This is a genomic window from Hahella sp. HNIBRBA332, from assembly GCF_030719035.1.
In the GTDB taxonomy this organism is placed as follows: domain Bacteria; phylum Pseudomonadota; class Gammaproteobacteria; order Pseudomonadales; family Oleiphilaceae; genus Hahella.
In genome coordinates this window covers 2,137,579-2,161,385 of the sequence record NZ_CP132203.1, presented here as the reverse complement: position 1 = coordinate 2,161,385, position 23,807 = coordinate 2,137,579, and the positions used below count along the sequence as shown (strand labels likewise).

Below are 23,807 nucleotides of genomic sequence, written 5' to 3'. Positions count from 1 at the left end.
TATTACCTCTTCAACTGCGCGCCAAAAGGGACTCGCATTATGTTAGCCTCGGATATCGGCTTTTCTGCATCAAATGTTACGCTGAGCTTGGAGAAGTCATCCTTACTTAACATAAAGCCTTTTTGTTCCTCCAGATAGTCGGAGAATGGATTTAAATCCAAATTTTCTCCTGCTTTGAAGTCGTCTAAATCCTCTAGCCTTTCAAAGAACTCGTCTTCGGCATCGTAGACGTATGTTCCCTGCCTGGATAAGCCATACATTTCGACACACTTTTCACAATACCAAAACAAGTTAAAACCATCTTCATAGATTTGCACACACAGGGGGAAAGCCTCTTTTCCATCCAAAGAGCACATTTCCTTTGCGCTATATATGTGAGAACAAACCAGCTCTTTTCTTTCAAATGCTCGACGAAATAAGTCTTCGCGGTTCACAACTTTAACTCTCCTCGGGAAAATCCTGTTTAGATTGTCGTTTCAAGCCGATCATAAATCTCTTAGTTCCCTTGTCTTTCGGGTCAGAGTGCATAGGTGCGCCATCAATACCAGCAGCCCTTAAAACATCAAAAACATGTGTGAGACAGCTTTGATTTACAATGTCATAATCTGGCGTTTTCAAGTTCTCTACTTGATAGTTGGCCTCACTTAATTGACGGTCGGCCTGACTTATTAAGTGGTCTTGGTAATCAATGGCGGCCTTTGGGTTTGGAACCTTTATTTTTATTACTTCCAAGTCTTCCTTCTTCGCTGGATCAAAAGTATCTATCAATGTTTTAGAGCCAACCGTACCTAGTTGGTGAGTCGCCCGTTTTGTTCCAGCTTGGGTTTCAATCTGAATCGCAAAGTGCATCTCACGTCCGGTCCCCATTTTATAAATGGTTGCGACTCCCTCTTTACAAGTCAACCCAAACGGGTCGACCCATCCCACCGGATTTGGCGCATATTGGTAGGCATTGGCGCCGCCCAGGAGGCCGATGGGGTCTTGGTTGATGAAGCGGCCGCTTTGGGGATCATAGTACCGGTGGCGGTTGTAATGGAAGCCGGTTTCTTCGTCGTAATACTGACCTTGGAAGCGTAGCGGGTTGTGGACGCTTTCCACGTCTTGCAGGGCCAGGGCGCCGTAGGCTTTGTAGCGGGCGGACCAGACCAGGGTTCCTTCTGCGTCGGTCATTTCCTGGGGCGTGCCCAGGTGATCCAGGTGGTAGTGGTAGACTTTTTCGTCCTGAATGAACGCCAGCGGCCGGAAGGAGTCCGGTTCGAAGACGTAGAGCTTGCGCAGGTGCTGGCGTTGTTCGGACAGCAGCACGTCGCCGTTCCACAGGAATTCGGTCTGGCCGAAGGCGTCCTGTTTTGAGATGCGGCGGCCCAACGCGTCATAACGGTACTCGGTGCGCTGCCCGTCTTTCTCCACCGCAATCAGCTGGTTCTGCTTGTTGTAGAGGTAGCGGGTTTCCAGTTTGCCGCCTTTGCCGCGACGTTCGCGGATCAGGTTGCCGGCGTCGTCATAGTCAAAGTGGCGGTCGCCATGGAACTGCAGGCGGTTGCCTTTTCTCACCGCGCTGACGCTTTCTCCGCTCAGGATATTGCCCGCCGGGTCGAAGTCGAACTGCTCGTTGCAGTAACTTTCCACCTGCTTGAGGCGGTCCAGGGCGTCGTAATGGTAGCGGGTCGTCCCTTTCTGCAGATCGTCGATCAGCGCCAGATTGCCGTGGTGGTCGTACTGGTAGCGACGGTCGATCAGTTGCGTTTTGTTGGCCTCATGGCCGACGCGATGGCGGCTCAGGCGGCCCATCAGGTCGTATTCGTACTGGGATTGCAGCGCGCCCTGCTGGCGGGCGACTTCCCGTCCCTGCGCATCGCGGGTGATCTGCGTCAGCAGGTTGTCGTTGTAGCGGGCTTCGCTGAACAGGCCGTGCTGATCGTAAGCGAAGTTCAACCGGGTTCCGTCCGCTAACTGGGTTTGCGTGCGCAGGCCCAGGGGATTGTAGTCATGACGCAGCACATGCTGGTCCTGACGTTCTTCGGTTAGCTGTCCCAGGGCGTTGTAGGCGAAGCGCAGCTGTCGGTGAGGATTGCTCGCCTCAGTGAGCCGTCCCGCTGCGTCGTAGTGGAACTGGCTCACTTCGCCGTCCGGGCTGTGTTTTTCTCGCAGGCGGCCCAGTGGGTCGCGGCTGAAGCGGGTGGTGTTGGCCTGTTCCGACGGCAGGTCGATATGGACGCCTTCCAGATGAGAGATCAAATGCCCGGCGCGGTTGTACTGGTACTCCTGAATGCGCCCATCGAAGCCGATCTCCCGGATCAGGCGTTCATTGCGGTCGTAGCCCAGCTTATAGCGCTCGCCCTTCTCGTTGATCAGGCCAATCAGGTTGCGTTCTTTGTCGTACAGGTATTCAAACACCTGTCCGTTGGGATCGATCTTTTTACGCACCTGGGACAGGCCGTCGTACACGTATTCCGTGCAGCGGCCGGCGGCGTCGATAAAGTGGGTCAGCTGGCTGTTGGCGTTGTAGCGCAACTGCACGGCGGAGCCGTCGGGATGCTGTACGCGGGTGACGTTGCCGAGCAGGTCATATTCGTACTCGGTGGTGCGCTGGTCCGCATCCACAACCGCGCCGATATCGCCGTCTTCGTTCAGCAGGTACTCGGTGCGGCGGCCGTTGACGCTCTCGCTGACTAACTGCGCGAGGGCGTTCCAGACGAAGGTTTTTTCATTGCCGGCGGCGTCGGTGATGCTCTGCGGCAGGCCGCGTTCGTTGTAGGCGTAGCGGGTCTGGTTGCCCAGCGGATCGGTGACGCAGGTCAGCAGCCCTTTGCCGTCGTACTCGCGACGCCAGCTATGACCCAGAGGATTGATCATCTCCACCGGCTGGCCGCGGTGGTTGTAACGGATTTTGTAGGACGCGCCGGCGGCGTCTGTCAGTTGCGTCAGTAACCCCTGCTCGTCGTAGACGTAGCGGGTGACGCCGCCTTCCGGGTCGATATGCTGGATCAGCTGGCCGTTTTTGTTGTAGGCCATGCGCGTGACCCCGCCTTCGGGATCGATTTCCTTGATGATCTTGCCGCGGTGGTCGTAGTAATAAGTAGTTTTGCCGCCATTGCTGTCGAAAGCGTGGGAGACTTTATTGGCGGTATCCCATTCAAAACGGTAATCGTAAATGCCGCGATCGCCCCACTGGCGCAGACACTTGCCGCTGGGGCTGTACTGACTCCACTCGAAATAGAAGCTGAAGCCGGTTTTCAGGGTGCGACGGGTGATGACGTGATGGCGGTAGGCGTAGGTTTCGCTGGCGCCGGCCCGGTCTGCGGCGCGGATCAGATCCTGCTGTTCGTCATAGTCGTAGGTCGCCAAGGTAACGACGGCGCCATTGCTCTGGATTGACTGAATCTCGCACATCAGTCCCTGGGCGTTGTGCAGGATATGCAAACGTGGTCCCCAGTTGGCTTGCAGGAGTGTGATGGGACGCGCATAGCCGTCCACGTCCTGCCAGTAAGCAATGTCGATGCGATTGCCCAAGGCGTCCACCAGAGCTTCCAGACGATAGGCGCCGTTGCCGCCGACGAAGACTTTGTCCGGCTGTCCCAGCTGCTGCAGCGCGTAGGTGTTCTCGTCCACCCGATGCAGAGTCATGCGCTCCGCGGCGTTGCGGCTGGACTGTTCGATCAGGGGACGCGGGAAGTCGATATAACGGCCTTCGTCGGTGGTGAAGGTGATGCGCCCGTTGTCCTCTTCCAGGGTTTGACACAACAGGTGCGTCCAGCCGACGCCCAGGCCGCGCTGATGATTGTTGGAGCTTTTATAGGTGCGCTTCCACACCAAAGGCATGGGACCGGGCAAGGTGAAGTCCACCAGATCCAGCAGTTCTTCTCCGGTGATCATGCTCACAGGATCGCCGCTGACGCAGGCTTCGTCGTTGGCGGTTTGAGTCTCGCCGTTGTCGTTGTGGCCGCTGGCGTCGCTGACGGACGTCTCTTCGGGATTGGACGCTGATGGGGCCGGAGGCGGCGGCGCGCCGTAGCTGGTTTTTTCGCCCTGGACGCTGGCCCAGCCCACATTGCCGTTGAACGACGGATGACTTTCCGCCAGCGGATTAGAGGCGGCCGCGCCCCCTGCGGCGGTCCCCGCCGGACGTTTTGGCGAGGGCGTTTTCACCGGCTTCAGACGGTTCAACAACTGGGTGGCGGCGTGGGTGTTGGACTGCCCCGGCGTCAGCTTCTTGTCCTTCTCAATAATCAGCGGATGGAAAGGTTTTTCCGCGCTATCCACCACCAGCAACACATTGCCATGGCGGGCTTCGCGAATCAGGGTGTTGCGCCAGCTATTGAACGCCGCCGCGCTGCGGCCGGGAAACTTGTTTGAGGTGGACTGGAAATGACTTCCCTGCAGCGAGGCGATAAAGGCGTCGAAATCTTTACCGCGTCCGTCCCCGTCGTTCAGACATTTTTCGATATAACCGATGGCGGTGGTGGGCGACTCAATGCGCGTCAACTCATCGACGACGATATCCAAGTGATGTTTGACTTGGAAGCGACGGGGGTAATGCATGCAGGAAACATCCCTTGTTAAAGGCCACTGGGGCGGAGACGGACAAATGATAATTGGAAAAGCGACAAAATCTGGCCGCATTGGCGACCGGGCGCGCTACATTGTACGTTCGCCCTACGGCCGCCCCAATCCACCATTCGGCATATGCCGTAGAGGCAGTCCTGTAGATAAATGCCCTTCAAGGAAGGGTTTAGTCCTGGGGAGCGGACAGGGCTTGCTCCACCAACGCATTCAGCCTGGCGAAGCGGTCGGAGATGGACCCTTTGATAATGCCGGCGTCTCCTTGCAGTACGTAGGCGTCGCGGGGCAGTCGCGGGTCCGCTGTGATGTCGAAGTATTCGATGCCCGGAAAATGAGACAGGACATCCGGTAGCGACGCTTTTACTTGAACTTCCATTTCAGGGGCGACATGGACTGTGACGCGATAGTCGTCGCGCAGGGACGCCAGACCGGTTTGAATCAGGCTTGCTATTTTCACTTCATCGCCGATATCGCCAAACAGTTTCTCCACGCTGAGTTTCACCAGCTCAATCAAATCCGACTCCGCCATCTGCAACATCTGATGGGCTCGTATACTGGCGGTAATCAGGCGCTCGGCGCTTTCCTCTTTGGCCTTGGCCAAGCCGTCCTGATAGCCGCTTTCCAGCGCCGCCTGCGCCTGTCTTTTCGCGTCAGTCAGGATTGCGTCCGCTTCGGCGCGGGCGGCGGAGAGAAGCGAGTCCGCGTCATGCCAGGACTGATAATCAGACGCCTTAACGATACTATTTCCAACTTTAACTTTATCTTGTATATCTTTGATTAAAATGAAACTGGCTTCCATGACGGTATTATCTCCTGGGCAATTTTAAAGAGTAATCCCCTCGCCTTTTCCACGGCGTCAGGGTGATTTACGTCCAACGTCATGCCGGGTATTTCATCGTTCGTATGAAGACCCGTGAAGCAATGAGCGTATTGTTTGGGGAAGAAAAACGGCAGGCGTTTTTGCACAGATTCCGGCAGATTCACTGACGCCGTCGCCAGCAAAGTTACTCCCGCACTTTGAACCCTTTCGTAGACAGCCAGCGTATCTTCATCGGTCAGCGCAGGGATAGGGTCACAGGCGGCGCCCATCATAAATTGCGCCCGCTCCAGCGCGAAACAATAGCCATTCTCCCCAAACGCGACTTTTAATTCACGCTGGCGACGCCCGCAGATGATCCGCTTCAAACTCAGATGGTGGAGCGCCAACCCCGCCCACATGGTGAGTTGAGATGTATTAGTGGTTTGCGTCAGCAACTGTAGCAGCGGATCGGAAAACGCCTCCGGGTCGACGGGCTCTATAGGCTCGAGCTGCTCCAGTAAAAAGCGGTTCAGGGTTCTTGCCGCGTCAGTCTGACGTCGCATAACGGCTAAACGCGCTGGAGTCAGCCAGGGCGCGAACCAGCTGGCGTCAGCGTAGATAGCGGGCGCGCCGTTAAATCGGATCGCCTGAATGAGAAGTTTTGTACGCATTGACGATCTCACCTTGGGGGCACTGTGGACATTACTGCTCTATGGCCAGCGTGTGAGAGCTGCGTTTTTTCATGCGCCGGTAAAGCAACAGATTGCCTCCCACAGCGCAGATCAACAGCAGCGCGCCAATGGCGAGCAGTCCATACAGGCGATCGATCGACCCGGCGGCGACATTTACGGAAAGCACGCTCTCCATCGCGGTGGCGCCAGTGACCGGCGCGGACTGAGTCGGAAACAGCGCGACGGCGATGTTGTCATAGCTGAGCCCTTCAATGCTGTTGTTCACCAACAACTTAATCTGCGGCACAAAATCGTCCAGATTGACGGTGCTTTCATATTTGATAAACACCGAGGCGGAGGACACTTGCAACGGCGCTTTTTTGTTCTCCACCTCCGGCATCACCACATGCACGCGGGCGGTAATCACCCCGTCCAGCTGCGACAGGGTCGCGGCGATCTCCTGAGACAGGCCGTATATGTAGCGCGCCCGCTCTTCCAGGGGCGATGAGATCAGGCCGTCTTTCTTGAACAGCTCGCCAACGCTGGTGAAGTCATCACGGGGATAACCCCGGCTTTTGAGCAGACGGATCGCCTGAGACAACTGCGTGCGCTCAACGCTGAGAGCGACGGTCTGCCCCTTCTGGCCCGGGACTTTTTCCGCCTCCAGGCCCTCCTCCAGCAGAATCGACAGCATTTCCGCGCCTTCTTTCTCGGTCAGACCGCTGTACAGCGTCTCTTTACAGCCGCTCAAGGCGAAGACAAGCAGAAATCCCAACAGGAGTCGCGCTCGACAAGAGAACCGGTATGGTATGAATGGTTTTTTCATGGCTACTGACTCTTGAGCAACGTATCCAGGTTCTGCGTGCTCTTGCTGACGGTCTTGCTGATTAGCTCCCCCTGTAGCGTCAGTTGAGCGAGGTTCATTTGCAGTTTGAGCATATCGCTCATATTGAGCGGGTCGGCGTTGTTCAAGGTGAGCTGCATCGCTTCCATTTGCTGGTCATAGCCGGACTTCACGTTCTGCATGCCCTGCAGCACTTTATCTCCCAGCGTGTTTTCCGACGGCTCAACGCCCAACGTGACAAGCGAGCTGTCTGACGTTGCGTGCGCAGACGTGTCTGGTTGCGGCTGAAGACTTTGCTGAAAGCGCTCCAGCGCCGCCGGGTCCGCCGTCAGGTCAAGGGCTGCGAGCTGTTCTGAATTGAGAAAATTCAGGCTGTATTGAATATTGATGGGGTCCATTGTTACCTACCTTCTATTTCAAACTGGATGATGTCTTGGGCTAATCCGGCGGCGATGACATCCTGCGACTGCGACGTCTTCGCCAATAGCGCCCTGGCTTCCTCTTCGCGCCCCTGTTGCAACCAGATCAAACCTTGGAAACAGCACAACACCGGGTCGCTGTTCTGGCCGCCGCCATATCCGTTGTCGCGCCATGGCGCCTGCAGTCGCTCGGCCAACGCCAGCCCTAATGTCGACGCAGGGTTGTCCGGTTTGAACCTGTTCACTGTCGCGAGCACTTTGCGGGCGTCGTCAACGGAACCTTCGAGCAGCATCCCGAAGGCCTCTACAGCCAGTTTGCGCAGAACCAGGTCGTCAATGCCGGCGTCCATGTTTACGCTCACTGCATTTTCTGCACGATGCTGGCGATGGTGTCCTTGAGAGACTTGATCGTCGTGCTTTGCAGGTTGGTGATCAGTCCCCATTCCTGGACCTTCTGCTGAAATTTGATCAGGTCCGAGGAGTTATTGGGGTCCATGCTGTTGGCGAAGGAGCGTAACTCCTCTTCCTTCAATGTCGCCTGGCGACCCATCGCATCGTTGATTGCATCAAAATTGAACGCCATATCGGCTTCCTCCATCGTCAGGGTTGTTTATTAGAGCGTCGTTAAATAACGCGTTGTTAAGTTGAGGGCGGCTAAACCGGCGGATCACCAGATTCACCGCTGCATCCAGATCCGCCAGCAGGTAATACTCTGATGGCTGACATCCCACCTTAAGGCGCGCTTGCAACTGCCGCTGATAATCCACCAGCAGTTGCAGCCACTCCTGAGGCGTACGTTCGCTAAAGTTGTCTCCCATTTGCTTCTCCTGTGGTTCCGTTGTTATTCGCCGGATGCATCCGCGCCGGAACCGACGCGATATTTGATCAATTCCTCGCCCCGTCGCAGCACGACAGCGTCTTTGGCGACCTGCTCCAGAAAGTAGCCGTCGCTGACATGGGCTCCCAGGCCATAACGGCGTCCGTTCGCCAGCACAAGATGGGGAACCGCGCCCAGGCTGACGCTACGGATGGCCAACGCGGGCCTGGCGTTGGCGATCACCGCCGCTTCCAAGGCGCCGCCAAAGCGTTCCTGAAACTTACGCTGCACCCGCCGCCAGGCCTCAGACTCTTCCAGGCGAATGTCCGAGGTGATAGACAGACGTCCGTCTTGTGCATTGACCAGCACTTGCTTATCGAGCCCTTCCTCCTGCAGCCACTGCTTAAGCTGATTCAGTCGGCTTTCCGGCCTCTCTACGCGGTCTTGAATGTGGGTCAGGCCGGGAATGTCGGCGAGCAGTAACTCTTTTTGCCGTAACCAGTTGTCCAGATTCGCTTCGACCCCGCTGATCACCAGCTCGCCGGGCTGATCTCCGAGACTGACCGTGAGATGTGATAACTGAAACTGTTGGAGGAGCGTTTCCGTTGAGCGTTTGACGCTCTCCATGACACGGATATCCAGCTCAAATAGCGCATTCAGCGCTTGCAGACGTCGCTTCAGATCCGCCGCTTGCGCTGCGGTGTCGACATAGCCACTGATCAACCACTTGTTCGCGCCGTTGGTCTGGGTCTGTGGATTGACGGCGAGTCCTTCAAAACGCCAGTCATGGGCGACAATGCCAGCGAGATCCAGGGACGCTTCCGGCGGGATAACGCCTGCGTCGAGAAAGCGGCTGTTGAAGATCACCCCACCGATGATGAAACACATAAACACCGGCAGATTGAGCATGAGTCTGGAGCGTCGCGACAGACCGCTGCGGCCGCTTTCTTGGCGTTTGCCCATGGCATCTTGCGAATGCTCCGATTCCGCTGCGGCAGGAAGATTCGACGGGTTTGTTTCGCCCGCGTGATAAGGCGTCGGCAACGAGATATCCGGCCAGCGCTGATGGGCCGGGCCGAAGCAAAAGTGCAGCATCCCCAGCGAATAGACCGAGTAAGCGTCGGTCAGCAGGTCCGGATCGTCCGACTCTCGCCCTTCGCACAGCAGCGTCACGCTTGTCTCATTTTCTCCTTCCCGTTGCAGACGCACGCCGTCCATTCCCACGCACAGCGTAAACGCCAGGTCAGGCAGCAATTTGTCGTGCAACACGATATCGCAGTCGTCTGCGGAGCCGACCCGGTAGGTGCGGTTCTCGAGACGCATTTCCGCGCCTGCGTGAGGCCCGGAGAGCAACTTGATCATCCACTGTGCGCTAGTCATTGCTGTACTTGTGTCCGGTAAGTGAGTGAAGCGTTTGGGTTGCGGCGAAACTGAATAGAAATCGCCGCGCTTGTGTTAACAGTGTCATAGCTTGTATTAACAGTGCCTTAGAAAGGCGCCAGCAACCATATATCCACAGGCCTAATTGGCGCCTACGGCGTATTGAGTTCCGGCGCCGTGCTCAGATACTGGTTGATCAAGGATTCCAGTCGGCGGTTGTACTTAATTTCAGCCGTGTTGGAGCCGACGATGCGGGGCGAGATCAGAAACAGTCTCGCTCGTTTCTGCAGCTGACTGCTGTCGGTGCGGAACAGGCGTCCCAATAGCGGGATATCGCCCAGCACGGGAATCTTGCTGCTAGTGGTGGAGTCCTGATTGAAGTAATAACCGCCGACAAGCAGGCTGCCGTTGTCGTTCACCAGGGCTTCAGTGGTAATGATGCTTTTGCTGACAGCGGGTATGTCGTCCACCGCCTGTCCGGTCTGCTGACCATCTTCGATATTGATATTCAGATGAATTCTATCGCTGAGATCGCCCTTCACGATGTGCGGCGTCACTCTGACCACCGAGCCGACGGACACCGGGAACAGGTCCACTTCCCGGTCGCCCACCAGCCGCACGAAGAAGGTAGTGCTGTGATCCAGCACCGCTTCAATATTGTCCAGAGTCAGAATAGTCGGCTGGGACAACACGTTGGCGTCGCCATCTTCCGATAAAGCCCGAATGCGCGACAGAAAGAGATCCTGCGGATTGGTCAGCAAGGTGGAGAAACTGGCGCCGTCGCCCACCACGAATGACAGTTCGTTAGGGCTGCGCGGCAAAGCGCCCTGAGAGAAATCCGCGTTGGTGAAGCTGCCGTTGCGGCCGTTGACCTGCCACTCAAATCCCATTTCATTCAGACGATCCGTACTCACGTCGATAATCGAGACTTCAATCTCCACCTGGCTTCTAGGCTGATCCAGGGACTCGATGAGTTCCTGGTAAAGGGGCATTTTCGACTGACGATCATGTACGATGACTGCATTCAGGCGCTCGTTGGCGATGATGTATCCGGCCGTTTCCGAGTTGAGGCCGCTCTCCTCGCTTCTTATTGATGCATCATCCTGGTTCGCGCCTTGAGAGGGAGGGATTTCTTTGGCTCCGTAGCGCTCCTGCGCCAATCCCTGCCCTTTCAGTTTGGGAACGGTCCGCGGCGCTTCGATGTTGGCGGTGGTTTCCCCAATGCGACGTCCAAGCACTGCCTGCAGTGAGGAGGCGACGCCGGGAACCTGTAAGCGTTGGCCGTTGATCACCATACTGCGGTCATCCGCCCAGGCGTGCTTGAGCTCGAACACCTGCACGACAAAGGCGTCGCCGGTTTTGGGCTTGCCCTGCTGGCCCGACATCAGGATATCCGCCACTTCCTTGACCAGTTGGGTGTAACGGGGCGGCCCGGACACCATCACAATGCCCTCGCCCAAGATGGCTTTCAGGGTATAGCGGCGATCCAGCACGCCAAGGTTCGTCAGGGTTTTGATCAGGCGTTGCGAGGACACGTCCTGCAGATGAATCAGACCTGTCTCCACTTCACTGGCGCCATAAACGTATAGCACCTGACCGTCGTAGTACCACAGCAGGCTGTGCAGCTTGGTCAGCCTATCGATAAAGTCCCGGGCCGGCGCCTTTTCGAAGCGACCATTGACCATGCCCTGTACTTTATCGCTGACCACCACCGGCGTATTGATGGCGGCGGCGAATTGCTGCAACAACTCCTGAATGGGCTCGTTTTCCGCATAATGGGCGTAGCTAAGTTTGGCCCACGGCCATCCCTCGGCGCGCACCGCCACACTCGACAGGCAAAATAACAATACGATTAATGACAGTAGCGGCCTCATCCTCTATTCCTCTGGTCAGTGAAGGCTGGCAGCCTTGCGGATTCAAACTGGAACCAGATTAGAAGGACGACCGGTTTGGCCATATCAGCCTACCGATGTATTTGTGCAAAGCGGCCGGTATTAATTGGCGAGAGAAAGAAAGGAAAGAGAGGGAATAAAGAATAGAAACAAAGCAGGAAAGCAAGAAGCAAGCGCCATCAAGTCTCACCACCGGCGAACCAGGATGACGCTCAAATCACCGCCCCTTAACTGGAGAAAATATTAATGCGGTTTAAAAACGACATAAAGTTCGCCGCACCCGCTTGCAGGTTGGTGCTGATGGTTTTCTGGAATTTATCCATAAGGTTCGGATTGGCGGTGGACGCGGATTTCAATACCGCCTTGTAAACGTCGATCTGTTGATCATTGTTTAGGTCGTTGAAGCCTGTCTCCGGGTCCAGCCCCTCATCCCTCACTAACTGCGCTGTCTTCCTGTCTATCAAACCATCAAAGCCCAACCCTTCTTTCTTCATAAAGACCGAAATCTGGCGCCCGAAGAAAGAGAGCTGATCACGGGTTTCCTGCATGGTGACGTTTCTTTGCAGAGACGCGCCAATGCTCAGCTCTCCCCACATTCGATGGTGCTCCTGGGACTCATCCGGGGGTGGAAGATGATCTAACTGCGCCAGTTTTTCCAGTGCGATGATTTCTTTTTCCTGCTGCAATCTGACATTGAAATCATGAGCGCTCACAGGGACGCCATCAGACCAATTGTCAGTCCGTTGCCGTGCATTATCTTCAGCTTGCTGGACTTCATTCGCGCTTAAATTATCAACATCAAACGCCAGAAAGTCCTGAAACTGACCCACCACCTGGGTCGCGTCGCCAGTAGCGTGATGCGTCCCCCTGAAAGAAGCCAAAGCTTGCTCTCTGAGCTGTTCATGGTGATTGGCCCGGTCCATATCGTTAAAAAGCGTCGTCGCGTTGCCTTCCATACGAGAAAGCGGAACCCTGTATGTCTGTTCTCTGACAGACATATCCCGGAGCGGATTATTGGGCAGGCTGTTGTAAACCGCCGACCTGAAATTGGCCGCCCTTTCCGTAAACGCATTAAACATAGAGCGGCCGCCCTCATCCTGCCGCGCGACAGGATTCTGGTTACGCGCCAACGCAGGAGCGCCCACTCCAGGCTGATTTGCAACGCCGCCTCCAGCTTGAACATGATTCTGCGGGGTGATTGGCGCTGCGCCACCGCCGTCAACTCTAGCCATAATAGATACCTCGCCTTTTCAACATTAAAAATGACTGATATGGCTCCGCAGATGGAGAAAACTGCGGAGCCATAGAGGCAAAGTAGTCAGGCCAGGATGAGGCAGGTATCAGTCGGTCGATCTATTCTGTTTGCTCGGTGTTTATTAATCAGGCAGACAAATAGCTTCCTTCTATTTGTCTGTCGAATTAATAACAGAGCGCAGAACAGGTTTTTCGGGTTTTGGCGAACGGTTAATCCGCCCTTACCGACTTTTCCTCGCGACCATGAAATATACATCTTTCGTCGTCTCGGGAATCCACTTGTAATCAATCTCAAATCCCGCCCTTTCCATGCTCGTTTCAAGGCCTTTACGGGACAGAAATTTCACATAAGGCATGAGTCGCAACAGCTTGCCCACGGGTGTAATAAGCCGCAGATAGGGCCGCGTATCCGATAAACAAGCCGTGTTGCTAATGAAAACGCCCCCCGGTTTCAACAGCCCGTACACCTGTTGTATCGCGTGATCCGGGTCGCGCAATAAGTGCAGAATATTCAGTCCAAGAATCGCATCATAGATTTCTGACTGCCCGCGATAGTCGTCCAATGTCGCCACATCAAATTTCAATCCCGGGATGGGTTTATCACTTAGCTTCGCTCTGGCGATATCTATCATCTTCGAGGATGCATCTGTCGCCAAGTATTCAGCAACTTGGGGCGCTAGAACTATCGCGGTCGAGCCAGTCCCGCAGCCGAATTCCAGCACTCGCATATCCGCTCCAAGAAATTGTTGCGTAACAGCAAGCTTCTTCTCGTAGGCGCCAACATCGGCCACCGGCCTTCTGGCGTAACGCTCGGCGGCTTTGTCCCAAAATCTGATTGAGAAGTCCATCTGAGTCCTCTTGGTAGTTGGCGATTAAAGATTAAGATTTTACCTATACGCAGTTATTGCTAACATTCCTGATTATGAATTTAGGTTATGCATATTTGTATGGAATGGCGCCCAATAAATTTTGATTGGAACCGAGCGCGGGCATTTCTGGTTACGGCTGAAGAAGGATCTCTCTCGGCCGCCGCACGCGCATTAGGCATTTCCCAGCCAACCCTAAGCAGGCAGGTGGCCGCGCTCGAAAAAGAACTGAGCGTTGCACTGTTCGAGCGAGGCTCAAAGGGACTTGAACTTACGCCAAATGGGTTGGCGTTATTAGGCTATGTTCGCGCAATGGGAGAAGCGGCAGGCGGTCTATCCATGGCCGCTTCGGGTCATGCCCGCTCAGTGGAGGGAACGATAGTTATCTCAGCCACAGAAGTGACCGCCGCTTTTGTTCTGCCGTCAATCATCATGAAATTGAGAGAGTCATATCCAGGTCTCCATATCGACATCATCGCATCCAACATAGCCAGCGATTTAAAACGTCGAGAAGCGGATATCGCTATCCGCGCGTTCCGCCCTACTCAACCGGATTTGATAGCAAGAAAGCTCAGCGATATAAAAGCGACGCTTTACGCTGCGCCAAGCTACCTGGACAGAATAGGCCGGCCTAAAACTCCAAAGGAGTTCAACAAGGCCCACTTTCTTGGTTTCAGCACCAACAATGACGGCTACATCAAGGCGCTGAAAGAGCATGGATTTGAACTACACGACAAGAACTTTCCAGTAAAGACTGACGGTCACTTAGCCCACTGGGAAATGACCAAACAAGGCCTGGGCATCGGCGCCATGCCAATTGAAATCGGCGATATGGAACCCTCAGTTGAAAGAGCCCTTCCTCATTATGAAGCATTCAAAGGCGAAAGCTGGCTCGTATCTCACCGCGAACTGAAAATGAATCTAAGAGTCAGAACAGTTTTTGACTTTTTGGTGGGGGAGTTGTCTTAGTTTACGAAATACCAAACTCAGACACACTAACGCCTAGCATCAATTACAATTTAGATATACGTTTGAGTCATTTTTAACAAAAAACACATTACAAAATTCCGGCTCAAGGCTTTCAATCTTGTTAAAAAGAATATTAATCCCTGAAAATTTCTCAGGTTTATCATAGATATCGTGGGCTTTCGCGGCATCACTTCCATATATATCTTCAACATCCTCATTAAAGCTAATACTCACAAAGGCTCTAACAAAGCCGTGATGGCCTTCCACAGACCTTCTCAGTTCAGGTAAAGCAGCTATCTCCACCGGCAACTCTTTCAATTCATTCGCGCTCAGATCCAACATGGTTAATTTTTTCATCTTTCCAGTTTCTCTAGGAACCACTCGCACCTTATTACCAGACAAAGAAAGGCCTACAAGAGCATCAAAACTCCCAATCTCGTTTGGAATAACAGAAATTTTATTCATTGATAGATCCAATATCTTGAGCTCCTCATTATTTTTTAGCTGAACAGGGAACTCCCTAAAATCATTCAAGGAAATAATTATTCGCCGCAGAGACTTCAACCTTTCTATCTCTTTAGGTATGGAACCTATATGATTATTAGACGCAAATATACCTTTTAGACTGGTCAATGAGAGCAAAACGGTAGGAAATTCAGAAAAATTATTGTCATCAATATATATCTGCCTCAACTCCTTCAGCTTAGTTGTTGACTTTGGCAATTCAGATAGAGAGTTATTTCCCAGTCGTAATATTCGAATATGCCCCATCCCCTCAAAGGCGTCTTCCGGGAGACTTCTTATATTCATCCCTTCCAAGTCTAGAACTATACTCTTCTTTACTCTATTTAGCGTGATGCAGGAAACGACACTAGCTTCTGAAGGCTCATCCTCATCACATAGTTTAGAAAGTTCCCCCAGTTGAACCTCAGAATACTGAGGAGCTGTCGAAGGTCCTATTTTTTGGGGATCGGATTGCCCGCATCCTGCAAGCAAGATGAGTATAGTCAGAGTTAGAGCACGCTGAAGCATAGAAAAGCCATGCTACCAGTATTTATATAGCTATAGGTGATATCCAGGAAATCCTGATGGGCAATGAATAATTGACCTAACCTCGTAATTGTTAACCAATGTATTAGGAAAAGCTTCTAACTCATTACAACTCAGTTCCATATGATTTAATTTTTATTATTTAAAAAAATCAAGGTAGGATTGACAGTGATTTCCGAGCAATACTTAGCACTAATAAATTCATAAAACCATCATCCATAAACCACTCTAATTCCATTTTTCCCGCTAAAGTATCATCCAAAATGTCTGTCTGCAATTAACAGATACTTTACTGTCCAATTTCATAAAAAAGACATTACAGAATTCTTTATCAAGGACTATAACTTCATTAAAGAGAAGATTTATACCTGAGTATCTACTGACAGGCAGTGTTGTTTGATATCCCTTTAGCAGAGACACCCCATATATCTCTTCTCCATCTTCCTCAAAACCAAGCGCCGTAAGATTATTTACAAAGCCACTATGCTCTTTTATATGTTGAGTCAAATTTGGAAGCCTGGCTATTGTTACAGGCAATGTTTTTAGTTTATTTGCGCTTAAATCCAGCATGGTTAAGTTAGAAAGCGCTCCAATCTCCTCGGGAACCTCTTCTACCTTGTTATCAGCCAGAGATAATCCTATAAGGCTAGACATGCCCCCTATTTCTTTAGGCACACGCGAAATAGAGTTTGACGCCAAATCGAGAATTTTAAGATTAGGCATTTCAGAAAACACAGCCGGAAACTCTTCCAATTTGTTAAATGAAAGAATAATTCTTCTAAGTTTTTTAGAATTCTTCAAACCTTGATCAACTTTAGTTATCGAATTATGAGAAATATATATATCTCTAATCCCATCTATTTCAAACAACTCCTCCGGAACCGAGTCAAACTTATTCCAATCCAACATAACAACTTTTAGATTAACTAGCTCTTTTATTGATTCAGGAAGTGCTGAAATTGAGTTCTCATTAAGAAACAACTGCCGAATATGACTCATTCCTTCAAAAGTATTTTCTGGCAGTTTCCCAATCTTTATTCTACTCAAGTCCAACGTATGAAAATGACTATATTTATTTAGTTTAATACAAGCATTCAGTTCATCCATCGGGAATTCTCCACCCCGATTCTTACAAACATCGATAAGTTTCTGAATCTCAGCCTCAGAATACTGAGGGGCATTGTTAGTCTCGGGCTCAGATTTTTGAGGTTCGGATTGCCCACATCCGGCAAGCAAGATGAGTATTATTAGAGCAATAGTGCGCTTAAGCATAAAAAGGCCATGATAACAGTGTTTATAGGTATAGGTGATACCCAGGCTAATTGCGCCATGCGGTGAATAATCGACCAGATCTCGCAATTGTTAACCAATGTGACAAAAAAAGCTTCGAACTCATTACAATCCAGCCCAATACGTCTTTTACATATTAAACTCTCTAACAATAGTTATGCACTAACACTTGGCTCCAATGGAGGATAGGCGCCAAAGGAGCTGACACTTTCTTCGACCTTGTCGCGGTATACTTTGGCGCCACTTGAGTTTCAACACTAGCTTTATGAGGCTTTTAACATCGAGATACAAAAAATGGAAAATCCAGTTGAAAAACTGTTATTGAAATCACTTACAAAGAGTTAATTGAATGACGCTAAAAGCTAAAGCCGCCGGCGATTAAGGCGGCTTTATAATTCATGTAGTTAATATCGACTATTTTGCTTTATTACCTTTTTCTGACGCTCAGTGAGCCCCAATAACTTTGCGTCTCTCGGTAATATAGGTCTATCCGACTCAACCAGATGCTGATTATAGGGTTGACCAAGTATATTCGCCAAGTTCTCTGCTTTAACTAAAGACTCAGCCGTTGGCCTTGACCCTCTCCAGTTAGAAAACTCGACAATCGTTCCATTGTTATATATCTTACTCGCCAATTTATTAAGTTGCTCAGCCACCTTAGAGCCATAAGGTGAGTATACAACTCGTTGCTCGATAAGTCCGGTACTATTATAGCTTTGAGCACGCTCTGGCAGTGTATTTGGATATCCAACCTGGGACGGTGAATAGTAGATGGGCGTACGCACATTAGTAGATTTAACATGCGGACTACTTTCATATCTTTGAACCAAAACATCACAGTCCAGCAATCTAGCAAGATACATTGACAGTTCTATTTTTTCTTGCACCCCATCTTTCATTTGTTGAGAGAAGGAAGCCTTATTTCCAGTTTTGTTAGTAAAAGGCGGAAACATATACTTACAACCGATAACCTCACTAACTGTATTGTTATAATTATCTAATCTAGGCCTCTCATAATTTGTACCAATAGAGGAAAGATATGACTCCGCAGCATTCCTTAAAGTATCGCTCAAAAGAGTTGAATTATATTTAATATAATGCATCATACCCGATAGAACAGTCATTTCGCTATTATTAGTCGGAGACTTAGAATACCTGTATTTTCCAACTCCCTCCTTGATAGCTCCAACAATTTTTTGAGCGAGTGCTTCCTCTCCTTTCTTTACAATACCACCGACAATACTTTTTACTTTTTCATTTGCATAAACGCGATTAAAAATCGTTTCAAGGTTATTCTTACAAACGAAAGAAAGTGATTTGTCATAAATATATTTTTCAATTGATCGCGCAACAGACGCGGCCATAATACCACCGCCAGCTAAAGCTAGTGCAGTAAAGGCGTAGTCGACCGCTTTTTTCTCAAGCTCTTCCTGTGACTGTATCGTTGCTTTAAACCTTAGCAATGCCACTTCATAGCTTGACATAAACTCCCATACCGATGCCTCCCATCTCTCGGAGGCTAAAAGTATATCTTGAGTAATCCTTAAAAACTGGTTTTTCACTAACCCTTCACTTAAGTCAGGATCTAAAGCCACACAGCACCCCCTTCATTTACAATCAATTACAGCATCACTATCTAATTTCATAAAAAATACGTTACAAAAATCCTTGTCAAGGACCAGCTTGTCATTGAATAGAAGATTTATACCTGAGTATTCGCTTACCGGAGGTGTTGTCTTATATCCTTTTAATATTGAAACGCCATAAATTTCCTCGCCATCCTCTTCAAACCCCAAACCCAACAAATTATTCACAAATCCGCTATGATTTTTAACTGGTTCAATTAACTTCGGAAGGTGCGCAATCTCTACAGGAAGTGAATGTAGCTTATTAGAGCTGAGATCTAACATAGTCAGATTTTTTAAATCGCCGATTTCCCCAGGAATCTCTTTAATATCATTATCAGACAAAGACAGCCCTATAAGTGCAGACATCTTATTTATGGATTTCGGCACCTCACTAATGGAGTTCGTTCCCAGATCAAGAAGTTTTAACCCCGACATTTCAGTAAAAACATGCGGGAATTCCTTCAGATTATTGTGTGAAATAATCACTCTTCTTAAAGATTTAATATTCTTTAACCCTTCACCAATGCGAGCTATTTTATTTTTGGAAATATATACATCCTTCAATCCACTTATATCAAACAGTTCAACTGGAAACTCCTCAAACTCATTCCAACCTAAGTGGACACGCTTAAGGCTTTTCATTTCGGATATGGACTTTGGCAAGCTAGACAATGCATTTTCGCTAAGATATAGAATTTTGACATGCTCCAAGCCCTTAAAAACATCATCGGGAAGACTCTCCATATTTAGTCCCTTCAGATCAAGAGTATGGTAATGCGTTGCTTTAATTAATTTTACACATGCCCTTACAATCTCCAGTGGGGACTTCCCATCGTGCTTGTCACACTGGTCCACATATCGTTGGATCTCAGCCTCAGAATACTGAGGAGCATTATTAGCCTCAGGTTCAGCTTTTTGAGGTTCGGATTGTCCGCATCCGGCAAGCAGAGTGAATATCATTAGAGCTAGAGTGCGCTGAAGCATAGAAAGGCCTTGTTTAACAGTGTTTATATAAATTGAGAAGATAATCGGCGGAGTTCTTCTCTCCGCGAGCGCCAAAGGTGATGGATGTTATCACTCATGATTGCTTCAGCATAATCCTTCATAGAACAACGGCCTATAACCTATTCGTATAAACAAGCCGGCTTACCAAGTTGAGTTTGCTTCTGGAATCTAAAGCACATAAAAGGCATGAATCTGGGAGGGATATTGTTTGAATGCCTTCTTGCATGTTGTGTTCCGAAAGAATGAGACAAAAGTATTTTTATCCTAACGATAGATAAGCACTTGTCTCAATCGGCAAACCGGCGGGGGCTATTTGGCTGATAGGGATTGCCCTAGATACAGGAAGAAACATTACTCGGGTGGTCTCGCATTCTATCCGTATTTCGCCAGACGCCAATAAGGTTATTTCCCTTGCTTGTTAATCCCCATCCACCATCTACACTCCTTTAACAGCCATCTGATATGGCATGGCGGGTATCTGATTAACCAAAGGGAGTGTGTTATGACGAACAGCAGCAAATCCGACGACCAGATTGTTTACGCCAAGATTCATCCCTCCATCGGCATCGCTCGTGTTGGTAATTCCCTCGTAGAAGACGGTTTTTATATTGGGCCGCAGGTGTCGAACCCGCCTCCCAAGGAACCTGGCGAGTATCGTGACGCTACCGGCGCCTTGAAGCGTGAAGTAGCGGAGTTCCGAATCTACGGTTATGACGGTAACGGTCAGGTTGTGCGGGAGTTGTCGATTGACGATGTCACCCAGATCGAATGGACGGTGGAGCTGGCCAATCACAAGGCGGCCTGGTACAACTTTGAACTGGCGCTGGATATCCCGGAGGCCGCTGCGGCTACGCCCAGCACCCTGCGTAACGCCAGCGTCAAAGACCGTAGCGAGCTATCCATTACTCCTGGCCCACGTTCTATCAACACCCCCTCCAGCTACGGCCCGGAGTATCAATTTCGAGGCGGCAAGTTTATGGGGATAGATGTGCCGCTGGGAGAACTGCGCACTGACGCGACCGGTCGCCTGCTGGTGTTCGGCGGTCATGGCAAGTCCGCCTCATACGATGGCAAGCCGCCCACCACCTTCGCCAATAACGACGGCTGGTATGACGACACCAGCGACGGCCCAGTCACCGCCACGGTCGTTTTCAACGGTAGAAAACTGGATGTGGCGCCGGCCTGGGTGGTGGTCGCGCCTCCCAATTATGGGCCGCAGCAAAAGTCCGTGCGCACCATGTACGCATTGATGACGGATCTGGCGATCAACGCCGGCATGGCGCCCGCCCCCACCTGCCCTTCATTTCAGAACGACATCCTGCCCGTCTTAAAAGCCATGTGCGATTTGCAGTGGATGAACGCTGGATTTGCAGCAGGTTTCGGGTTCGGCATGCCGCAACACTTTCTCGATCCTGACTATCTACGCAAACTTTCCATGCCCGGCGACGACTATGCCGAGCTGCGGCGCACCGTCGCTAACGCATTTCGTCATCCCGGCCGCAATGACATATCAATGAATCTCTGGCCTTGGGTGTATGGCGACGCCATGAATATCCCCATGCCGCCGGTCAGCAACGCCATGAATGCGTTGACGGAGACCCAATTAGCCATGCTGGATTACTGGGCGCAGGGACAGTTTGAGTCGGATTATGACCCGGACGCCAGCCCGCCGCACTCCATAGATGATGTATCGGTAAGCGACCAACCGGCATGTCTGGACCAAGCCGCGCTGGAATTCTGCCTGGCGGACGCCTTTCACCCCGGCTGTGAAATGACCTGGCCAGTGCGTCACGCCACCATGTATAGCGAACCCTATCGCTGGCGTCATCGCACGCCCAACAATCCAGAGCCGAACTACGGCAGCACGCTTACCTCGGTGGAAGCCTTGTCCTATAACGGACCGCTCTACGCTCAGTTCCCCGGCTCCATCACCCGCTGGATGGCGATTCCGTGGCAAACCGACACCGCAAGCTGCCGCTCCGGCTATGATTCTCAATACGATCCTTACTTGCCCACTTTCTGGCCTGCGCGAGTACCGAACCAGGTGTTGAGCGAGGAGAATTACAGCAAGGTGATGGATAGCGGCCTGTCCCGGCAGGAGCGCATCGCCGCCTATCAAGCGCGCTCCGACTGGGATCGCACCCTTGGCGTGGGTTACGACAACCAGTTGGCCAACATGATTGACCGCTTCCCGGAAATGGGCATCGTAGAAGTCCGTCCCGGCGTGCCTAATGACCCGGACTTTCCGCCCGTCATGCAGGTCGAGGATCGTGGCGGTCCGGACATGACGAAAGAAGAGCGCCGTCTCACCGACCACGCCATGCGCCGCGAACTCATGCGGCAGAAAGCGCCGCGGCGATAGTCTCTCATGGCGACAACGACAGCCAGCGCGCAGGACAGGCGCCGCTGGGACGTCATCATTCTGGGCGCTGGCCCCGCCGGTTCAGCGCTGGCCAGGCTGCTGCGCCCGTCTCATGATGTGCTGGTGATTGAACGGCGCGCAACCGGAGAGACGGGTCCACGCATTGGCGAGTCGCTCCCCGGCGCCGCCAGCGTACTGTTGCGTAAGCTGGGTCTGTGGGAGTGTTTCCTGGAAAGCGCCCATTTACAGCGGGGTTCCGCATTATCGGTGTGGGACGCGGAGTTCCCGGTGTGGCGGGAGGCGTTATTTGACCCTTGCGGGCCCGGTTGGCTGTTGGATCGACGCGGATTCGACAGGATGTTATATGAGGGCGCGCTCGAGTCCGGCGCCTGTATTCTGGAGGACCGTCGACAGTACGAAATTGATCGAAACAGTGACGCCTGGTCCATACAACTGCCCCAAGACAACCTCATCCATACTGCGCCAGTGTTGGTGGACGCCACCGGCCGCTCTGGGACCATTACCCGTCGTTTGGGACTGCCTCGTCAGGCTGACGACGATCTGCTTTGCGCCTTCACCTTTTTGCCTTGTCTTCCTGACGATCAGGAGGCGACGCTGCGCACCTGTGCGGATAAAAACGGCTGGTGGTACAGCGCACGCATTCCTCACGGGAAAAGGGTGCTCGCCTATCATTTTGACGCCCATGATCCATTGCGACATCAGTGGCGGGAACCACGGGCTTTTCTGACGTTCGCTCGCCGCCACGCCATTCTGCGGGAGATCATTGCAAATTCAGAACCGGAGCCCCTGCGTTATCACCCCGCCGGCGCCGCTATATTAGATCTGACTGCTTCCAAGACCCAGGCGCTCGCGCAGCAGGGGTTTCTGGCTATCGGCGACGCCCTGATTTCATTCGATCCGATCTCGTCCCAGGGACTGTTTCATTGTTTGGCGAGCGCCGTCAGCGCCGCCAATGCAATTAAAGAGGGATTTCCCTTTCAAGCTGGCGCCTGGGAGGCTTATCGTGGGGAAATGCTGCGTGTGGCGGAGCGTTATCTAAAGTATCTGGCGCAGACGTACGCTGGACCGGAAAGGTTCGCGCCGTTCTCATTTTGGGCCAAGCGGCGGACGGATCGTGGCGATTTATCAGGCAGTGCGAATACGTCCATGGCGACCGCGGAATAAGGGAGAACCCTTAGCGCCATGAATAGGGGTTGCATAAGGTATTTGTAAAAAGTATAAGTCACCTTTTGAGCGTCTGAGCGCGCTCAACTACACTTCGAGTCTATCCCCCCTTAAGGAGTAACTTTTCCATGAAGGCCTTGAAAAATGCAGCGCTGGTTGCGCTGACCATTATGGTTTCCGCTTGCGCCACTGAAAGTCACCGCGCTATCGAACCCCAGAAAGTCGCCTCATATGGCACGTCCTACAACGGCGAGCGCACCACCATGGTGGTCGGCAATTTCCAGAACCGCTCCAACTATATGCAAGGGCTGTTTTCATCGGATACCGACCGTCTGGGCAGCCAGGCCAAATCTATTCTGAAAACCCACATGCAGCAGACTCAGCGTTTCAATCTGGTGGACCGCGACAACATGCAGGAGCTGCAACAAGAAGCGCAGATCGCTGGCGTTAAACAAAAACTCGCCGGGGCGCGCTACGTTATCTCGGGCAGCGTTACCGAATTCGGCCGCAAAGAAGTGGGCGACAGACAGTTATTCGGCATCCTGGGCCGCGGCAAGCAACAAATAGCTTATGCGAAAGTCGCCTTGTCTGTGGTCGACGTAGAAACCTCCGCTATCATTTATTCCACCCAGGGCGCAGGCGAGTATGAACTGAGCAATCGCGAAATCGTCGGCTTCGGCGGCACTGCCGGCTATGACGCCACATTGAACGGCAAAGTGCTGAACTTCGCCATTACCGAGGTGGTCAACAACCTGGTTCGTGACCTGGATTCAGGCTCGCTGAGACTGAAATAACCGCTTACATTCGCTGTCA

Annotated in this window: 21 protein-coding genes; 4 read left to right on the top strand and 17 right to left on the bottom strand. The window is 51.9% G+C overall.

Annotation, left to right across the window (positions count from 1 at the left end; genetic code table 11):
* Positions 1–2 precede the first annotated feature (2 nt).
* From O5O45_RS10015 to O5O45_RS09955, 13 genes are all read right to left on the bottom strand, one after another.
* The gene (locus tag O5O45_RS10015) at positions 3–434 is read right to left on the bottom strand and encodes a hypothetical protein (protein WP_305905074.1); all 432 of its coding nucleotides are present in this window, start codon (positions 432–434) and stop codon (positions 3–5) included.
* Positions 435–438: 4 nt separating this feature from the next.
* Positions 439–4,542 (bottom strand): RHS repeat-associated core domain-containing protein, encoded by a 4,104-nt coding sequence (locus O5O45_RS10010; RefSeq protein ID WP_305905073.1) that lies wholly within the window; start codon positions 4,540–4,542, stop codon positions 439–441.
* A gap of 190 nt (positions 4,543–4,732) precedes the next feature.
* The gene (gene sctL / locus O5O45_RS10005) at positions 4,733–5,362 is read right to left on the bottom strand and encodes a type III secretion system stator protein SctL (protein ID WP_305905072.1); all 630 of its coding nucleotides are present in this window, start codon (positions 5,360–5,362) and stop codon (positions 4,733–4,735) included.
* Positions 5,341–6,033: a SctK family type III secretion system sorting platform protein gene (locus tag O5O45_RS10000; RefSeq protein WP_305905071.1), complete on the bottom strand. Its 693-nt coding sequence runs from the start codon at positions 6,031–6,033 to the stop codon at positions 5,341–5,343. Before O5O45_RS10000 ends, sctL begins: the two co-directional genes overlap by 22 nt.
* Before the next feature lie 31 nt (positions 6,034–6,064).
* On the bottom strand, positions 6,065–6,859 hold the full coding sequence (gene sctJ, locus O5O45_RS09995; RefSeq protein ID WP_305905070.1) for a type III secretion system inner membrane ring lipoprotein SctJ: 795 nt from the start codon (positions 6,857–6,859) through the stop codon (positions 6,065–6,067).
* 2 nt (positions 6,860–6,861) lie between these two features.
* The gene (gene sctI, locus O5O45_RS09990; protein ID WP_305905069.1) at positions 6,862–7,275 is read right to left on the bottom strand and encodes a type III secretion system inner rod subunit SctI; all 414 of its coding nucleotides are present in this window, start codon (positions 7,273–7,275) and stop codon (positions 6,862–6,864) included.
* Between the two features lie 2 nt (positions 7,276–7,277).
* The gene (locus tag O5O45_RS09985; protein ID WP_305905068.1) at positions 7,278–7,658 is read right to left on the bottom strand and encodes a hypothetical protein; all 381 of its coding nucleotides are present in this window, start codon (positions 7,656–7,658) and stop codon (positions 7,278–7,280) included.
* Positions 7,655–7,879, bottom strand: coding sequence for an EscF/YscF/HrpA family type III secretion system needle major subunit (locus tag O5O45_RS09980; RefSeq protein ID WP_011397073.1), 225 nt, complete (start codon positions 7,877–7,879; stop codon positions 7,655–7,657). The genes O5O45_RS09985 and O5O45_RS09980 overlap by 4 nt, the downstream gene beginning before the upstream one ends.
* Positions 7,863–8,114, bottom strand: coding sequence for a hypothetical protein (locus O5O45_RS09975; RefSeq protein ID WP_305905067.1), 252 nt, complete (start codon positions 8,112–8,114; stop codon positions 7,863–7,865). The genes O5O45_RS09980 and O5O45_RS09975 overlap by 17 nt, the downstream gene beginning before the upstream one ends.
* A gap of 23 nt (positions 8,115–8,137) precedes the next feature.
* Positions 8,138–9,493, bottom strand: coding sequence for a type III secretion system inner membrane ring subunit SctD (gene sctD / locus O5O45_RS09970; RefSeq protein ID WP_305905066.1), 1,356 nt, complete (start codon positions 9,491–9,493; stop codon positions 8,138–8,140).
* Positions 9,494–9,645: 152 nt separating this feature from the next.
* On the bottom strand, positions 9,646–11,367 hold the full coding sequence (gene sctC / locus O5O45_RS09965) for a type III secretion system outer membrane ring subunit SctC (protein WP_305905065.1): 1,722 nt from the start codon (positions 11,365–11,367) through the stop codon (positions 9,646–9,648).
* Positions 11,368–11,612: 245 nt separating this feature from the next.
* A complete protein-coding gene (locus tag O5O45_RS09960; protein WP_305905064.1) occupies positions 11,613–12,617 on the bottom strand; it encodes a hypothetical protein in 1,005 nt (334 codons plus the stop codon).
* A 243-nt stretch (positions 12,618–12,860) separates the two neighbouring features.
* Positions 12,861–13,487 carry a class I SAM-dependent methyltransferase gene (locus O5O45_RS09955; protein WP_305905063.1) on the bottom strand — a complete coding sequence of 209 codons (627 nt, stop codon included), beginning with the start codon at positions 13,485–13,487 and terminating at the stop codon, positions 12,861–12,863.
* A gap of 99 nt (positions 13,488–13,586) precedes the next feature.
* On the opposite strand from O5O45_RS09955, the gene O5O45_RS09950 reads away from it, so the two are divergent.
* Positions 13,587–14,474: a LysR family transcriptional regulator gene (locus O5O45_RS09950; RefSeq protein WP_305905062.1), complete on the top strand. Its 888-nt coding sequence runs from the start codon at positions 13,587–13,589 to the stop codon at positions 14,472–14,474.
* Positions 14,475–14,513: 39 nt separating this feature from the next.
* On the opposite strand, the gene O5O45_RS09945 is transcribed toward O5O45_RS09950, so the two are convergent.
* From O5O45_RS09945 to O5O45_RS09930, 4 genes are all read right to left on the bottom strand, one after another.
* The gene (locus O5O45_RS09945; RefSeq protein ID WP_305905061.1) at positions 14,514–15,506 is read right to left on the bottom strand and encodes a leucine-rich repeat domain-containing protein; all 993 of its coding nucleotides are present in this window, start codon (positions 15,504–15,506) and stop codon (positions 14,514–14,516) included.
* A gap of 264 nt (positions 15,507–15,770) precedes the next feature.
* Positions 15,771–16,631, bottom strand: a complete 861-nt coding sequence (locus O5O45_RS09940) for a leucine-rich repeat domain-containing protein (RefSeq protein WP_305905060.1) — start codon at positions 16,629–16,631, stop codon at positions 15,771–15,773.
* 587 nt (positions 16,632–17,218) lie between these two features.
* On the bottom strand, positions 17,219–18,409 hold the full coding sequence (locus O5O45_RS09935; protein ID WP_305905059.1) for a hypothetical protein: 1,191 nt from the start codon (positions 18,407–18,409) through the stop codon (positions 17,219–17,221).
* Between the two features lie 12 nt (positions 18,410–18,421).
* Positions 18,422–19,426, bottom strand: coding sequence for a leucine-rich repeat domain-containing protein (locus tag O5O45_RS09930; RefSeq protein WP_305905058.1), 1,005 nt, complete (start codon positions 19,424–19,426; stop codon positions 18,422–18,424).
* A 523-nt stretch (positions 19,427–19,949) separates the two neighbouring features.
* On the opposite strand from O5O45_RS09930, the gene O5O45_RS09925 reads away from it, so the two are divergent.
* From O5O45_RS09925 to O5O45_RS09915, 3 genes are all read left to right on the top strand, one after another.
* Positions 19,950–21,809 carry a LodA/GoxA family CTQ-dependent oxidase gene (locus O5O45_RS09925; protein WP_305905057.1) on the top strand — a complete coding sequence of 620 codons (1,860 nt, stop codon included), beginning with the start codon at positions 19,950–19,952 and terminating at the stop codon, positions 21,807–21,809.
* Positions 21,810–21,815: 6 nt separating this feature from the next.
* Positions 21,816–22,994, top strand: coding sequence for an NAD(P)/FAD-dependent oxidoreductase (locus O5O45_RS09920; protein ID WP_305905056.1), 1,179 nt, complete (start codon positions 21,816–21,818; stop codon positions 22,992–22,994).
* 128 nt (positions 22,995–23,122) lie between these two features.
* Positions 23,123–23,788 carry a CsgG/HfaB family protein gene (locus tag O5O45_RS09915; protein ID WP_305905055.1) on the top strand — a complete coding sequence of 222 codons (666 nt, stop codon included), beginning with the start codon at positions 23,123–23,125 and terminating at the stop codon, positions 23,786–23,788.
* The last annotated feature ends 19 nt before the right edge of the window (positions 23,789–23,807 follow it).

Bases quoted from the DNA above. Each gene is read 5' to 3' on its own strand.
- O5O45_RS10010 (WP_305905073.1), bottom strand. From the start codon at position 4,542: ATGCATTACCCCCGTCGCTTCCAAGTCAAACATCACTTGGATATCGTC.
- sctL (WP_305905072.1), bottom strand. From the start codon at position 5,362: ATGGAAGCCAGTTTCATTTTAATCAAAGATATACAAGATAAAGTTAAA.
- O5O45_RS10000 (WP_305905071.1), bottom strand. From the start codon at position 6,033: ATGCGTACAAAACTTCTCATTCAGGCGATCCGATTTAACGGCGCGCCC.
- sctJ (WP_305905070.1), bottom strand. From the start codon at position 6,859: ATGAAAAAACCATTCATACCATACCGGTTCTCTTGTCGAGCGCGACTC.
- sctI (WP_305905069.1), bottom strand. From the start codon at position 7,275: ATGGACCCCATCAATATTCAATACAGCCTGAATTTTCTCAATTCAGAA.
- O5O45_RS09980 (WP_011397073.1), bottom strand. From the start codon at position 7,879: ATGGCGTTCAATTTTGATGCAATCAACGATGCGATGGGTCGCCAGGCG.
- O5O45_RS09975 (WP_305905067.1), bottom strand. From the start codon at position 8,114: ATGGGAGACAACTTTAGCGAACGTACGCCTCAGGAGTGGCTGCAACTG.
- sctD (WP_305905066.1), bottom strand. From the start codon at position 9,493: ATGACTAGCGCACAGTGGATGATCAAGTTGCTCTCCGGGCCTCACGCA.
- sctC (WP_305905065.1), bottom strand. From the start codon at position 11,367: ATGAGGCCGCTACTGTCATTAATCGTATTGTTATTTTGCCTGTCGAGT.
- O5O45_RS09960 (WP_305905064.1), bottom strand. From the start codon at position 12,617: ATGGCTAGAGTTGACGGCGGTGGCGCAGCGCCAATCACCCCGCAGAAT.
- O5O45_RS09955 (WP_305905063.1), bottom strand. From the start codon at position 13,487: ATGGACTTCTCAATCAGATTTTGGGACAAAGCCGCCGAGCGTTACGCC.
- O5O45_RS09950 (WP_305905062.1), top strand. From the start codon at position 13,587: ATGGAATGGCGCCCAATAAATTTTGATTGGAACCGAGCGCGGGCATTT.
- O5O45_RS09945 (WP_305905061.1), bottom strand. From the start codon at position 15,506: ATGCTTCAGCGTGCTCTAACTCTGACTATACTCATCTTGCTTGCAGGA.
- O5O45_RS09940 (WP_305905060.1), bottom strand. From the start codon at position 16,631: ATGGATGAACTGAATGCTTGTATTAAACTAAATAAATATAGTCATTTT.
- O5O45_RS09930 (WP_305905058.1), bottom strand. From the start codon at position 19,426: ATGCTTCAGCGCACTCTAGCTCTAATGATATTCACTCTGCTTGCCGGA.
- O5O45_RS09925 (WP_305905057.1), top strand. From the start codon at position 19,950: ATGACGAACAGCAGCAAATCCGACGACCAGATTGTTTACGCCAAGATT.
- O5O45_RS09920 (WP_305905056.1), top strand. From the start codon at position 21,816: ATGGCGACAACGACAGCCAGCGCGCAGGACAGGCGCCGCTGGGACGTC.
- O5O45_RS09915 (WP_305905055.1), top strand. From the start codon at position 23,123: ATGAAGGCCTTGAAAAATGCAGCGCTGGTTGCGCTGACCATTATGGTT.